This window comes from Polaromonas sp. (genome assembly GCF_030682935.1).
Classification (GTDB): Bacteria; Pseudomonadota; Gammaproteobacteria; order Burkholderiales; family Burkholderiaceae_C; genus Polaromonas.
Genome location: NZ_JAUXNA010000086.1, coordinates 1 through 14,397, shown reverse-complemented (window position 1 = coordinate 14,397; position 14,397 = coordinate 1). Strand labels below are relative to the sequence as shown.

The window sequence follows — 14,397 nt, the reverse complement described above, 5'->3', positions numbered from 1 at the left end:
AAGGGCGAATCGATTGTGGACGGCCCGGCCGACCCGCAGGACATCCTGCGTTTGCTGGGCGTGGCCGAACTGGCCCGTTACATCGTCGATGAAGTGCAGGACGTGTACCGCCTGCAGGGCGTGAAGATCAACGACAAGCACATCGAAGTGATTGTTCGCCAGATGCTGCGCCGTGTGGTCGTTGAAAACGTCGGTGACACCAGCTACATTGCCGGCGAGCAGGTTGAGCGTTCGGCCATGCTGGACGTCAACGACGCCCTGCGCGGCGAAGGCAAGATCCCGGCGACCTTCAGCAATTTGCTGCTCGGCATCACCAAGGCTTCGCTGTCGACCGACTCGTTCATCTCTGCGGCTTCCTTCCAGGAAACCACCCGCGTGCTCACCGAGGCAGCCATCATGGGCAAGCGCGACGAGTTGCGCGGTCTGAAAGAAAACGTGATCGTCGGACGCCTGATTCCTGCCGGCACCGGCATGGCCTACCACGACGCCCGCAAGGCCAAGGACCTGATGGACGACGCCGAGCGCCGCGCCATCGCCGAGTCCGAAGCCGCCGAGCTCGATGCCGCTCACGCTGAAACCAGCGATGAAAGCGCCGCCTCGGAGTAAGCCTGGCCAACGCCCGCGTCCTTAACGGCGTCAAGCCCCACATCCTCCTGGGTGTGGGGCTTTTTTTATGGGCGCCTGGCAGCGCTTGAAAGTTGCCAAGCCGAAAATTTATGAAAAATAAGGCGATAGCCCTTAATTCACGGTATTAACTAGCTACTAAAATAATAGCAGTTGGTGCGCTTTGTGCGGCCGCGTCGTTTTAACCGTGCAAAAAGCGGGTTAATCTCGCTGCCAGCCGGTAATCCTCAGTTTCAAGGAATCTTTCCATGTCCATGAGCACCCTTGTTTTTATCGTCCTCGCGGCCTTGCTGGTTTTCTGGGCGGTGGGCGCCTACAACCGTCTGGTTCGGCTTAAAAACACCATTGCCAATGCGTTTGGCCAGATTGATGTCCAGCTCAAGCGCCGCTACGACCTGATTCCCAACCTGGTGGAGGCCGCCAGAAAATACCTGCAGCACGAGCAAAGCACGCTGGAGGCGGTGATTACCGCGCGCAACCAGGCCCGCAGCGCCAGCGATAGGGTAGCAAGCCGCCCCGGCAAGGCCGACGCCGTTCTTGCGTTGGCGGCGGCCGAGCAGACGCTGGACAGCAGTCTGGGCCGGCTGTTTGCCCTGGCCGAGGCCTATCCCGACCTGAAGGCCGACCAGACGATACGCGAGCTCAGCGAAGAGCTCACCAGCACCGAAAACAAGGTCGGCTTTGCCCGCCAGGCCTACAACGATGCCGTGCTCGACTACAACAATGCGCAAGGTCAATTCCCGGCCTTGTTGATTGCCCGCCTGTTTGGCTTTGCACCCTCGGCCATGCTGCGCGCCACCGAGAGCGCGGCCGAGCGCCAGGCCGTCCGCGTCCAGCTGTGACGCCCGGCCCTGGTCGTGCCCACCCGGCGCCGTAAGCACCATGCGTTTTTTTGAGCGGCAGGAACAAGCCCGCAGGCAAACCCTGCGGCTGCTGCTGCTGTTTGGCGTGACCGTGATCGCGCTGGTGCTGGCTGTCAACGCCGCGCTGGCGCTGACCTGGCGCCTGGTGTCGCCCGGCTTCAGCGGCTATCCGGCCTATTTCTTCGCCGTCAACAGCGCGGTGACCCTGCTGTTTGTTCTGGGCGGCTGGTGGCTGGAAACCGCGGCGCTGCACGGCGGCGGTGAACGGCTGGCGCGCCGGGTCGGTGCGCGCGAGGCCTGGCCCGCCAGCCGCGAAGCCGAGCAAAAGCTCTGCAACATCGTTCATGAGCTGGCCATTTCGGCCAGCATGAAGGCGCCCCAGCCCATGGTGCTGGCCCGGGAAGCCGGCATCAACGCGTTTGCCGCCGGCTGGAACGAGATTGACGCGGTGGTGGCCGTCACGCAGGGCGCGCTCGACCACCTCACGCGCGATGAGTTGCAGGGCCTGGTGGCCCATGAGTTCAGCCATTTGCGCGAAGGCGATACCCGCCTCAACATGCGGCTGGCGGGCATGGTGTTCGGGCTGGAGATGATCTTCAACCTGGGCCGCAGCATGTGCGCCGCCGATGAGGATGGCCGCCGCTCCTTTCTTGCGCTGCCGGGCTTCGCCATCATGGGCGCCGGTTCCCTGGGCTGGCTGGCGGGGCGGGCGCTGAAGGCCGCCGTATCGCGTCAGCGCGAGTTTCTGGCCGATGCGCGCGCCGTGCAGTTCACGCGCAGCAAGGACGGGCTGGGCGGGGTGCTGCGCAAGGTGGCGGGCCAGCAGGCCGGGCAGCGCAGCCAGGCAAGAGCCCTGCAACGCAGCCTGCACCCGGACGTTCAGCACATGCTGCTGGTCGAGGAGGGCGCCCAGGCCCGGTGGTTTGCCAGCCATCCGCCGCTGGCCGAGCGCATACGCCGCATCTATGGCCGACCCATGGCGGCGCTGCCTTTGCGGCGCGATGATGAAGCTGCAACGCGCCCCGATGCCTTATTTTGAGCAACAGGCCCGCGCCGAATCGATAATGTACCCAGCACCGTCCGCCTCCGGACGGCTATACCGCAGGCCCTCAAGGGGCCGGCCTTTACGGAACCGATGCAAGATAACCCGACCCAAGTCCCCCTGTGGCGCCAGCTTCAGGGCGCAGCTTCCCTCCTAATGGCCGTGCGAGACGGCCAGTCCATGACGGCCGCGCTCGAAGATGTGGACGCCATGCTGCGGCCCGGCGTGCAGTCGCTCGGCTTTCATGCGCTGCGCTGGCTGGGCCGCGCCGAAGCCCTGCGCCAGCAACTCGCGCAGCGCCCGCCACCGCCCGAGGCCGATGCGCTACTGTGCGTGGCGCTGGCGCTGGGCTGGTCGGACCAGGATGCGCCCTACACCATGCACACGCTGGTCGACCAGGCCGTTGAAGCGGCCAAGCGCAGCGAAGCCACCAAGCACCAGGCCAGCTTCATCAACGGCTGCCTGCGCCGCTTTCTGCGCGAGCGCGATGCGCTGGTGGCCGTGAGCGAAAGAAGTCCGCAAGCCGTGTGGAACCACCCGCAGTGGTGGATCGACCAGGTCCGCAAAGACCATCCGGCACACTGGCAGGCGATTTTGCAGGCCAACAATACCCGGGCTCCGCTGATACTCCGGATAAATCAACGAAAAACGACTCAGGCGCACTACCTGAATACATTGTTGGCTATGGATATAGGAGCATTTCCGGTCGGGGAGCATGGTGTGGTTCTGACGGCTGCCCGCCCCGTGACTGCGCTGCCGGGCTTTGCCGAAGGGCATTTCTCGGTGCAGGACGCAGCCGCGCAGCTGGCCGCGCCGCTGCTGCTCGACGGCCTCGCTTCGGCTGGCGAGGGCAAGGTTCCGCTGCGGATTCTTGACGCCTGCGCCGCACCCGGCGGCAAAACCGCCCACCTGCTGGAACTGGCCGATTGCGACGTGACGGCGCTGGACATCGACGCCCGCCGCTGCGAGCGCATCGCGCAAAACCTGCAGCGCCTGGGCCTGAACGCCGACATCGTGGTGGGCGACGCCGGCAAGCCCAAGGCCTGGTGGGATGGCCGGCTGTACGACGGCATCTTGCTCGATGCGCCCTGCACCGCCTCGGGCATTGTGCGGCGCCACCCCGATGTGCGCTGGCTGCGCCGTCCCACCGACATCGCCCAGCTGGCCGGCCTGCAGGCGCATCTGCTCAAAACATTGTGGCCCCTGGTCAAACCCGGCGGGCGCCTGCTGTACTGCACCTGCTCGGTTTTCAGGGCCGAAGGCGACCAGCAGACGCAAACGTTCCTTGCGCACCACACCGATGCCCTATTAATGCCCTCGCCCGGGCATTTGCTGCCCCAAAGTGGCGCCGGGCAGGCGGACTTCCCGGACAATTTGCTGCGTGAACACGACGGTTTTTATTACGCGCTCCTTGAAAAACGCAGCCTCTAGCAGTCTTGGCGGCATCAGCAGCATTTCGCGCTGCCTGGCCCGCTTCCTGGTGGGCTTGTGCCTTTGCATGAGCCCCTTTTGGGCGCAGGGCGAAAGCGCTACGCCGGCCACCGAGATCACCCAGCTGCGCGTCGAGCGTGCCGATGACGGGATTCAGCTGTCCGCGCTGGTCCGATTCGATCTCGCGCCCGTGGTGCAAGAGGCCCTGCTCAAGGGGATTCCGCTGTTTTTCGTGGTCGAGGCTGACATCTACCGCGAGCGCTGGTACTGGACCGATCCGCGTGTGGCCAGCGCCGCCCGCACCCTGCGCCTGGCCTACCAGCCGCTGACCGGGCGCTGGCGCGTCAACATCGCTTCGGGCCTGATCACCAGTTCCGCCGGCCTGCGCGCCGCCCTGAACCAGAACTACGACACGCTGGACGAAGCCCTGTCGACGATCCAGCGCGTGGCCCGCTGGAAAATCGCCGACACCGCCGACCTGGACCCGGGGGCCGCGCACACGCTCGACTTCAGTTTCCGGCTCGACCTGTCCCAGCTGCCGCGCCCTTTCCAGATCGGCATGGCCGGGCAACGCGAATGGAGTATCTCCGCGCAGTTTAAAGACCGGCTGAGGCTGGAACTCCCTGCGGCGCCTGCAGCCGCCGTGCGAGAGGTCGCCAAGTGAGCCTCACCGCCAACATGACATCGATCAAAAGCAGCCAGGCCTTTCGCTGGACCGTCGGTGTGGGCGTCGGCGTCATGGCCGCCATGGGACTGGTGCTGCTGTTTCTGCTGACCCAGGCCACCGGCAACCGCGATCTTTACGAACGCAACTACGCGCTGCTCTTTGGCCTGAACGTGGCCGTGGCGGGTCTTTTGCTGCTGGTGATCGGCTGGATCGCGCTACGCCTGGCGCTGCGCCTTCGCCGCGGCCGTTTTGGCAGCCGCCTGCTGGTCAAGCTGGCCGCCATCTTTGCGCTGGTCGGTCTGCTGCCCGGCATGATGATTTATGTCGTGTCCTACCAGTTTGTCTCGCGCTCGATTGAAAGCTGGTTTGACGTCGAGGTCGAAGGCGCGCTGGCGTCGGGCCTGAACCTGGGCCGTGCCACGCTGGACACCCTGGCCGCCGACCTGGGCAACAAAACGCGGCAGGCTGCCACGCAACTGTCAGAAACCCCGGATGCCCTGGCCGGCCTGGCGCTCGAGCGCCTGCGCGAGCAGTTGTCCGCCAGCGATGTGGTGCTCTGGAGCGCGTCCGGCCAAATGATTGCCAGCGCCGGTGAATCGCGATTTTTATTCCAGCCCGAGCGCCCCTCGGTGCAACAGTTGCGCAATGCCCGCACCCAGCGCGTCGTCACCCAGATCGAAGGCCTCGAAGAAATGCTGCCCGGCGGCAACGGCGAACTCACCGCCGGCGGCGCGCCGGCCAGGGCGGGCGCGGGCGCGGCTGCGGCCGCCCTGGCGCCACGCGTCAAAGCCATTGCCGTGGTCAACAACCCGAATGTCAATGTGCTGGGGCAGTTCCGTTTTTTGCAGGTGACCGAAGTCCTGCCCGCAGGCCTGGTGGCCAACGCCATTGCCGTGCAAGAGGCCAATCGCCAGTACCAGGAGCGTGCGCTGGCGCGCGGCGGCTTGCGCAGAATGTACATAGGCACACTCACGCTCAGTCTTTTTCTGGCCGTGTTTGGCGCCGTGCTGCTGGCGGTGGTGCTGGGCAACCAGCTCGCCAAGCCGCTGCTGGTGCTGGCCGAAGGCGTGCGGCAGGTGGCTTTGGGCGATTTGACGCCCAAAGCAGCCCTGCAAGGCAAAGACGAGCTGGGCGGACTGACCCGCTCGTTTGCCGACATGACGCAGCAGCTGGCCGATGCCCGCTCGGCCGTGCAGCACAGCATGAGCCAGGTTGACGCCGCGCGCGCCAACCTGCAAACCATCCTGGACAACCTCACTGCAGGCGTGATCGTGCTCGACATTCGGGGCCGCATCCAGTCCAGCAACCCCGGCGCCACACGCATCCTGCAGGCGCCGCTGGCCGCCTACCAGGGCCAGTCGCTCGGCGAAGTTCCCGGCCTCGAGACCTTTGCCCAGGACGTGCTGGCCCAGTTTACCGACTACCTCCGCGAAAATGCTTCCCATGAGCAGGCGCACTGGCAGCAGTCGTTTGAACTCCATACCGCCGAGCCCGGCGCGCCCGACCATGCCATCACACTGATTGCGCGCGGCGCCAAAATGCCGGGGACCGAAGAGTTCTTGCTGGTGTTTGACGACATCTCCGACATGGTGTCGGCCCAGCGCGCGCGGGCCTGGGGCGAAGTGGCGCGCCGGCTGGCGCACGAAATCAAGAACCCGCTCACCCCCATCCAGTTGTCGGCCGAGCGTCTGGAGATGAAGCTCACGGGCAAGGTGGGCGCCCCCGAGCAGGCCCTGCTCACCAAGTCCGTCAAAACCATCGTCGACCAGGTCGATGCCCTGAAGCGGCTCGTCAACGAGTTTCGCGATTACGCCCGCCTGCCCGCTGCCGAACTCAAGCCCGTTGACCTCAACGCGCTCATCGCCGAGGTGATGCAGCTCTACCTTGGCGACAACGCCGTGGTCCCCGTCACGACCGAGCTCGACCCCAAAGCCCCGCCGATCAAGGGCGATGCCCAGCAGCTGCGCCAGGTCATTCACAACCTGTTGCAAAACGCCCAGGACGCCCAGGAAGGCAAGGGCGCGGGCCGCGTGGTCCTCAAAACCGAGTACCTCGACAGTTCCCGGCGCGTGCGCCTGAGCGTACGTGACAGCGGAACCGGCTTTCCCGAACACATCCTCAAACGCGCCTTTGAGCCCTACGTCACCACCAAGGTCAAAGGCACCGGTCTGGGGCTGGCCGTGGTCAAGAAAATCGCCGATGAACACGGCGCCCGCGTCGATATTTCCAACCGCGTGGTGGACGGCCAGGTGCAAGGCGCGCAAGTGTCGTTATCATTCGCAGTTGTGGCTTAACAACACAGGCCGCGTCATACGTGGCAACCGCTTTCGCAACACCTACGCATCCGCAACAACCGGCAGGGCAGCAATTCAATCATGGCAAATATTCTGGTGGTCGATGACGAGCTGGGCATACGCGACCTTCTTTCGGAAATCCTTAACGACGAAGGGCATCAGATCGAGCTGGCTGAAAATGCCGCGCAAGCCCGCGCCGCCCGCGGACGCGCCAGGCCAGATCTGGTGCTGCTCGATATCTGGATGCCCGACACCGACGGCGTGACGCTGCTCGAGGAGTGGTCGTCCAACGGCCTGCTCACCATGCCGGTGATCATGATGAGCGGCCACGCCACCATAGACACGGCGGTAGAGGCCACCAAAATCGGCGCCATGGCGTTTCTTGAAAAACCCATCACCCTGCAAAAGCTGCTCAAGGCCGTGGAGCAAGGCCTCACCAGAACGCTGGCCCGCAAGCCCATCGCCCTGAGCGCTGGCGTCAATGCGGCCGAACTCACGCTGGAGGCCATCATGACCGGCGGCACGCTGCCGGTAGCCGTTGACCTGGGCCCCCAGGCCACGCAGAGTTTCTTGCTCGAAAAACCCCTGCGCGATGCCCGTGACGAGTTTGAAAAAGCCTACTTTGAATTTCACCTCGCCAAAGAGGGCGGCTCCATGACCCGCGTCGCCGAAAAAACCGGACTGGAGCGCACCCACCTTTACCGAAAGCTAAAGCAATTGGGCGTGGATCTCGCGCGCGGCAAGCGCAGCGCGTAAACATTCTGCACGCCATCGGCCAAAGTGCCGTTGCGGCTGATATATACTATGCGGCTTAGGCCCGGTAGCTCAGTCGGTAGAGCAGAGGATTGAAAATCCTTGTGTCGGTGGTTCGATTCCGCCCCAGGCCACCATCTCTTTTTCTCAGACGATCCCAAGTTAGCCCAGAGTTCTTGTAAATCAAGGACTTAGCCTGAAAAAGGCGGCTCAAGCGGTATCTCTGAATCCCACAACGTCCCGTTCTTGCGTGTACCCCAGACTGCTTTTCAACCGCAGTCATTTTTGGGTACACCATGGGACAACTTAACGAGCTTCTGATCAAGGCGGCAGCGCCGCGTGACAAGGAATATTTGCTGGCGGATGGCGAGGTGCCCATGACGTCAGAACTGGCGCGGGCTGACAAGGGCTATGTACAGGCTCCGTTTAGCGTAAAAGAAGAAAAATAAGTCATGTAACCTATTGATTTTATTGGTTTAGCCGTACAAAATATAAAAACAATATTTATACGGCCAATGGACTATCTACCGCTTTCAGACAACGCAGCCCGGCAAGTCATTGACGCCTCCACCATCTTCGAGGAATGGCGCCGCGTCGAGAAGGAGGCGCGTCCCTATGTGGGCGGCATGTACTGGAAGCGTCAGGGAGAATACGAGTATCTCGTCAAAACCCTGCCCGACAACCGCCAAACTCGCATAGGCCCCCGCTCTGCCAAGACAGAGGCGATTTTCAAGGATTTCACGGAGCGCAAGACCGCGATAGAGGCGCGACTGAAGTCACTGCGGGAGGCCCTGAAGGAGGCTGAGCGGCTGAACAAGGCACTCAAGGCGGGCCGTGTGCCGTCCAAAGTCGTCGCTGTGCTGCAAGCCCTTGAGGATGCGGGCTTGGGAGAACATTTCAGAGTGGTCGGAACCCACGCCCTGTACGCTTATGAGACGGCTGCAGGCGTTCGCATCGTGCAGGGAGCACTTGCCACGCAGGATGTGGACCTGCTTTGGGATGCCGGGCGGCGGGTGAGCTTTGTCACCACCATTGCCAAGCTCGACCAGTCGATGCTCCAGGTGCTGCAAAAGGCCGAACCGAGTTTTCGGCGCAAGGAAGAGCAGGCCGAAACAGCGATTGACGACAAGGGATTCGAGGTGGATTTCCTGCGCCGCGAGAGCGCGGATGGCGACCCCCACCCGTTTCGTTTTTCGGGCGACGAGGACGACTTGTGGCCAGTGCAGGCTAAACGTGCTGCGGTGCTGACAAGTACGCCCCTGTTTGAGCATCTGGTCATCTCGGCGACGGGGCGCATGGCGCTGATGCGAACCATTGACCCCGCCGTGTTTGTAAGCTTCAAGCGCTGGATGGCTGACAACGCGCAGAACAGACCGGAGATAAAGCGGCGGCGCGATGTGCGTCAGGCCGATATCGTAGAGGGGCTCTTGAGGGAGGGCCTGCTGCAGACGCAAGTTCCGCCCGCTGCACTGGTGCCCGAGGCCAAGCCGCCGAGTACGAGTGCCGAGTCCTGAGGTCCGGTGGTGGTTTGTGCCGGAAGGTTGCTTCTTGACCACCCAGTCGGGGTGACCCATGGGAAGGGGCCTCGGGCTCGGCCGCAAATGAGGTTTAGGGGGCGGTAGGTCGGCCATGGGCCTTGGCGGCCCGGGGTTAAGCGGCGAGCCCAGTACCAGGCGAAAGAAAACCCGCACGCGGCGGGCTTTGCGTAATCAAAAAAAATCCCCACCAACTCTTTCGCCGAGGCACACGCACTTCGCCTTTTGGCGCAAGGACTTGTGCGTGCGTCGGCCTGATGGGTTTTCCATCTGACTTGGATGGGCAAAGCATCATGCTACGACATGCCGGGCTCGTGCACGGGACTGGTGTGGAACGTCGGCCAGCAGCCCAAGGCGGCAGACTTGACCACGCAGGACGTCTAAAACCGACTACAGGGGAGGGGCTGGTGGACTTGAGGGTGCTGAATAGTTACCGGCGGGCGGCCTTGCGCGCCTCGTAGCGCTTCATCAGCGGCGTAACAGAAATGCCGTGGGCAATCACCGACGCCACAATCACGGCCAGCGTGAGCGACAGCAGGCGCTTGGCCAGCGCCGGTTCTATGTGGTGGCTGATGGCGTAGAGCAGGTAATACAGCGAGCCGATGCCGCGAATGCCGAACCAGGCCATCAGGCGGCGGTGGGTGCCTTTGACAGGCGTGCCCAGCAGGCCGATATAAACCGCGACCGGGCGAATCACCAGAAACAGCGCCGGGATGAACCACAGCAGTTCGGCCTGAAACTTGACGGTGGCCAGCAGCACGCCCACGGCCAGCACAATGCCGACCTCCACAAAGCTTTCGAGCTGGATGTTAAAGCGCTGCACCTCGTTCATCATGTGGGCGGAGGCGTGGGCGCCGGAGGCTTCGCGCTCTTCCGCGCTCAGTGCCGGCAAGGGCGCAGAGGCGGGGCCGTTTTTGTGTTCGTGTACGCGGCGCAGCGCCAGCCCGGCGGCAAACACGGCCAGGAATCCGTAGGTCAGGCTTAGCAGGGCCAGGCCGTAGGTCAGCGCAATCAGGCCCAGGGCAATGAATTCGTTGGAACCCAGCGCCTCGCGGTGGCGCATGCGCAGGTAAATGATGGCGCGGCCAACCAGTGTGCCCATCAGGTAGCCCAGGCCCAAGCCGCCCGCCACCGCCCACAGCACGTCCACCGCCCACCAGCGCCAGCCGCCTTCGCCCAGGTCGTGCAGGCCGAGCAGGCCCAGACCCAGCATGACAAAAGGAAAGGCGGTGCCGTCGTTCAGGCCGCCTTCGCCGGTCAGGCCAAAGCGCAGGCGGTCGCGGTCGCCGGGGTCGCCGACCTGCACGTCAGAGGCCAGCACCGGGTCGGTCGGGGCCAGGATGGCGCCCAGCAGCACCGAGGCGCCGAGCGACAAGCCCAGGCCATACACGCCCAGCGCCGTCACGGCGGCCACTGTGACCAGCATCGACAGCGTGGCCAGCTGCACCGGAATGCGCCAGCGCCGGTTGGTCAGCGGCAGTTCCAGTTTCATGCCGGCGGTGAACAGCGAGATCAGCACCGCCACTTCGGTCAGCCGCTCCAGCATCACCACGTTGGTCAAGGCGTTGAGCTTGATCAGTCCCAGGCCCATCGGGCCAATCGCCACGCCCGCGCCCAGGTAGAGCATGGCGGCGCTCAGCGGCAAACGCGCAATGAAGGAGCCGGCCAGCGTCATGGCAATCAGCAGCAGGCCGGCGATGATGCAGCCCACGATGAAATCGGATGGATTAATCATGGGGCGGGCGCCGGGTGCGGCCACTTGCGGGGCCCAGGGCTGTAAAAGTCATGCGCCTAGCTTAAAGCAAACGGCCGTGCGGTGGCGGCAGCAGCGGCTGCGCGGCAAGGCCGTCAACAGCTGCCGTGCCGTCGTAAGAATATTGATGAAATACGGCTACAGCCTAATAAATACGGGAGTTTGTTGCTATCAATATAGAAGCAAATTGGGCCCGCGGCAGCCAAGACCTACCAGTCCACCAGGCTCATGCCGACGCTCAGCACTTGGCGCTTTCGGTTGTAGTCCAACAGGCTGTCGCCGTAGCCGCTGAAAAACTGCAGGTGGTAGCGCAGGCCGGTGTAGTTGGGCGACGAGGCGGGCGCCAGCATCCAGTCCAGGCGGGCCGAACCGCGGGCGTCCTTGCGCAGCGAGTGCCGCAGCGTCAGGCCCAGGGTATGGGACTTGCTGATCTGCCAGCTGCCAGTGAGCTCGGCCCGGCCGACGTAATCTTCGATGCCGGGGTTATCGTCATCGCCGGACGATTCATGCACGCGGTTCCAGACCCGGCCTTGCAGCGTCAGGCTGGCGTCCTGGCCCAGCACTTTCTCGGCCGCGCCCATCAGGTAAACGCGGTTCCAGCTGCGCGACAGCGGCAGCGCTTGCCCGTTGGACTGGTGCACCAGCCCCAGGCCCGAAAGCCGGTAGCTCCAGCCACCGGCCAGCGGGACTTGGTGCGGGAAGATGTAGATGAGCTCGGGTTCGTGATCGGTCACGCGAAACGGCCGCGACAGCCCGGTGTTGAACAGCTGCCAGTAGCTTTTCTGGGTGTAGCCAAACCACAGCGAGTCGTGGTCGGCGCTGTCCTCGGGGCTGCTTTTGAGCAAGCCCTTGGCAAGCTTGGTGCGAATCGACAGCTGGATTTTTTTCTCGGTGCGCTTGTAGGGCAGCGCCGTCAGTGCCGTGTGGTCGGCAGCGGTGGACGAAGGCTGCTCGTTGACGCTGTCCGACGCCACCACGGCCAGCGAGATGGGGCGGTAGCCGCGCAGGGCAAAGGTGTCGCAGTCGGTGCCGCGCTGCAGTTCCCAGAATTTGGAGAGCTCCGAGTACTGATTGTTTTTGCAGCCAATCGGTTTGCCGTCGGGCGATTCGGTATTCAGGGTGGGCAGCAGCAGCACCTGGGTGGCCGGCTGGCCGGTGGCGGTATTGGCGGGGGCCGTGGTCAGCGAGGGCGCAGGCCTGTCGGTCCGCGACTGGGAATCCGCCCACCGTTGAAAACAGGCCAGCTGCGCCGTGGCGTCGGCCTTCAGGGTCTGGCAGGCCTGCCAGCCGGGGCTGGGCGCACTGGCGGCGGCATCGGCGGGCGCGCTTTGGGCCTGCGCCAGTCCGCCCGCCAGCAAACCGGCGGACATCAGGTGGGCGCATAGCTGGCGCGGGGTCAGGGTCGATAGTTTCAGGGTCATCGGGGCGGCCATCGGTCAGGGGAGTTTGGTGAGGGTGAAGGGCACGTCGGGGGCGTTGTCGGCGGCGCTGCGGCTGGTGTCTTTCCAACTGCCCTGAAACTGCTTGCCGCAGGACCCTTCGACGAGCTCCCCGTTCCAGGTGCCGGTGATGCTGATCCGGTCAGAGGACTCGTCCAGCAGCAGCAGCCGGCCGTCCTCCAGGTCGCCGGCCAGCGCGGCCTGGTTGGCATGGCCGGCGATGGCCGGCGAACCTGCAGCGGCCCCAAGCTCGCGGCTGACCAGGCCGGCCAGGCTTTCCGTGAATTCGGCATGCTGCTGCAGCCGCAAGGTGGCATGGGTGGGCAGGCCGGCGGGCGGGTTGCTAAAGCGCACGGCCCACAGGCCGTACAACTGGGCGGCTTTCAGCTCCTGCCCGACGGGGCACGCTGTTTTTTGACTGTTTTGGGCAATAGTCCTTAATGGCAGGGCGCTGATGGCTATCAAAAAAATAGCAATTCGGAAGAAATTCAAGGTCAGTGATCCATCAATGCCGTGCGCGGCCAAGTCCTGGCGGCGCGTTCGGGGGCCGCAGAGGCTACGGAGCGGTCCCGCATGGTAGCTGAAAGCCTCTCTTTTTTTGGGGCCGGGGCCGGCGGACAGGTGCCGCATGGAGGCGAAAACGAGTTTGCAAGGGAGGAGGTTGCGCATTCTGCAGCGCAGGTAAATGACTGTAAGGTTTGCGCCGCCTGCTCAGCGTCGGCCCTCAGCCGCTGCCGCAGCGGCGCTGGCAGCCAGGGCGTCGGCCGATTTTTTGGCGAACTCGGCGCGCAGGGCCTTGAGCTTTTCGCGCGGATCTTCCTTGATGGTGGTTTTGTCCAGCGCCATTTCGGCAATGAAGCGGCTCGGGATGCCCGGGATCATGTCGCGGCCTTTTTTGCGCCTGCGCAGCCAGTTCACGGCCAGCGTGCGCTGGGCGCGGGTGATGCCCACATACATCAGGCGGCGCTCTTCCTGCAGGCGCAGCGCAATGCTGTCGCTGTTGCCGCCGTCGTCGTCTTCGAGCTTGAAGGGCAGCAGGCCTTCGTTGCAGCCGGCCAGCACCACATGCGGCCACTCCAGTCCCTTGGAGGCGTGCAGCGTGGACAGCGTGACCACGTTCTGCTCGCCTTCGCGCTCGCTGATGGTCGACAGCAGCGCAATCGTCTGCACCACTTCGAGCATGGTTTTGGTTTCTTTTTCAACCACCGCGCCCGACGCATCGGCGATTTGCCCGCCGCAGCGCTGCGCCATCCAGTCGCAAAAATCCATCACGTTGCTCCAGCGCGCCGCCGCGACTTTTTCGCTTTCCTCGCCGGCGTACAGGTGCTTTTCGTAGTCAATTTCCTTGAGCCAGTCGGTGAGAAAAACGCGCGCTGCTTCGGCGCCCACGGTTTTTTTGGCGCGCTGCTCCAGCTCGTTCAGGTAGCGGCCAAACTCGTGCAGCGAGCCCACCGCCTTGGCCGGCAGCACGGAGCCCAGCGAATTGCTGAACAGCGACTCAAACAGGCTGAGCTTGTAGGTGTCGGCAAAGGTGCTCAGCGCGCCCAGCGTGGTGTGGCCAATGCCCCGCTTGGGCGTCTTGATCGACCGTATGAAGGCCGGGTTGTTGTCGTTGTTGACCAGCAGCACCATCCAGCTGCACAGGTCCTTGATCTCGGCGCGGTCAAAAAAGCTTTGCCCGCCCGACACCTTGTAGGGAATTTGCGCCTTGCGAAAGGCTTTTTCAAACGGCTTGGCCATGTGGTTGGCACGGTAGAGCACGCAGAAGTCTTTCCACTCGCGGTACTGGCCGCCTTCGACCTGCAGGCTGCCCTCGGCGCGCAGGCTCTGGATGCGGGCCACCACGCGCTCGGCCTCGTGTTCTTCGCTGTCGCAGTCGAGCACGCGCACCGGCTCGCCTTCGCCCAGTTCGCTGAACAGCGTTTTGGGGTAGAGCTTGGGGTTGGGGCCGATCACGTTGTTGGCGGCGCGCAAAATCGCGCTGGTCGAGCGGTAG

At 63.9% G+C, this 14,397-nt stretch carries 12 protein-coding genes, 1 tRNA gene and 1 pseudogene; 10 read left to right on the top strand and 4 right to left on the bottom strand.

Going from position 1 to position 14,397, the window contains the following annotated elements:
- The 10 genes and pseudogenes from Q8K05_RS03390 to Q8K05_RS03345 form a co-directional block, all read left to right on the top strand.
- Positions 1-606, top strand: a pseudogene (locus Q8K05_RS03390) (DNA-directed RNA polymerase subunit beta'); the annotation flags it as partial.
- A 266-nt stretch (positions 607-872) separates the two neighbouring features.
- Positions 873-1,466, top strand: a complete 594-nt coding sequence (locus Q8K05_RS03385) for a LemA family protein (protein WP_305245115.1) — start codon at positions 873-875, stop codon at positions 1,464-1,466.
- A gap of 40 nt (positions 1,467-1,506) precedes the next feature.
- Positions 1,507-2,526, top strand: a complete 1,020-nt coding sequence (locus Q8K05_RS03380; RefSeq protein WP_305245114.1) for a M48 family metalloprotease — start codon at positions 1,507-1,509, stop codon at positions 2,524-2,526.
- 96 nt (positions 2,527-2,622) lie between these two features.
- Positions 2,623-3,960, top strand: coding sequence for a 16S rRNA (cytosine(967)-C(5))-methyltransferase RsmB (gene rsmB, locus Q8K05_RS03375; protein ID WP_305245113.1), 1,338 nt, complete (start codon positions 2,623-2,625; stop codon positions 3,958-3,960).
- A 67-nt stretch (positions 3,961-4,027) separates the two neighbouring features.
- A complete protein-coding gene (locus Q8K05_RS03370; RefSeq protein WP_305245112.1) occupies positions 4,028-4,624 on the top strand; it encodes a DUF4390 domain-containing protein in 597 nt (198 codons plus the stop codon).
- A 14-nt stretch (positions 4,625-4,638) separates the two neighbouring features.
- On the top strand, positions 4,639-6,921 hold the full coding sequence (locus Q8K05_RS03365) for an ATP-binding protein (protein WP_305245116.1): 2,283 nt from the start codon (positions 4,639-4,641) through the stop codon (positions 6,919-6,921).
- Positions 6,922-7,002: 81 nt separating this feature from the next.
- Complete coding sequence (locus Q8K05_RS03360) at positions 7,003-7,677, top strand: response regulator (RefSeq protein ID WP_305245111.1); 675 nt, start codon at positions 7,003-7,005, stop codon at positions 7,675-7,677.
- A gap of 58 nt (positions 7,678-7,735) precedes the next feature.
- Positions 7,736-7,811, top strand: a tRNA-Phe gene (locus tag Q8K05_RS03355).
- Between the two features lie 159 nt (positions 7,812-7,970).
- Positions 7,971-8,123: a hypothetical protein gene (locus Q8K05_RS03350; RefSeq protein WP_305245110.1), complete on the top strand. Its 153-nt coding sequence runs from the start codon at positions 7,971-7,973 to the stop codon at positions 8,121-8,123.
- Between the two features lie 66 nt (positions 8,124-8,189).
- Positions 8,190-9,188 (top strand): GSU2403 family nucleotidyltransferase fold protein, encoded by a 999-nt coding sequence (locus Q8K05_RS03345; RefSeq protein WP_305245109.1) that lies wholly within the window; start codon positions 8,190-8,192, stop codon positions 9,186-9,188.
- A gap of 451 nt (positions 9,189-9,639) precedes the next feature.
- Here Q8K05_RS03345 and Q8K05_RS03340 read toward each other — a convergent pair whose 3' ends face one another.
- The 4 genes from Q8K05_RS03340 to Q8K05_RS03325 form a co-directional block, all read right to left on the bottom strand.
- The gene (locus tag Q8K05_RS03340) at positions 9,640-10,944 is read right to left on the bottom strand and encodes a sodium:proton antiporter (RefSeq protein ID WP_305245108.1); all 1,305 of its coding nucleotides are present in this window, start codon (positions 10,942-10,944) and stop codon (positions 9,640-9,642) included.
- A 227-nt stretch (positions 10,945-11,171) separates the two neighbouring features.
- On the bottom strand, positions 11,172-12,383 hold the full coding sequence (locus Q8K05_RS03335; RefSeq protein WP_305245107.1) for a phospholipase A: 1,212 nt from the start codon (positions 12,381-12,383) through the stop codon (positions 11,172-11,174).
- Between the two features lie 15 nt (positions 12,384-12,398).
- Positions 12,399-12,893 (bottom strand): hypothetical protein, encoded by a 495-nt coding sequence (locus tag Q8K05_RS03330; protein ID WP_305245106.1) that lies wholly within the window; start codon positions 12,891-12,893, stop codon positions 12,399-12,401.
- A 219-nt stretch (positions 12,894-13,112) separates the two neighbouring features.
- On the bottom strand, positions 13,113-14,397 hold a 1,285-nt coding region (locus tag Q8K05_RS03325), incomplete at its 5' end, for an ATP-dependent helicase (RefSeq protein ID WP_305245105.1).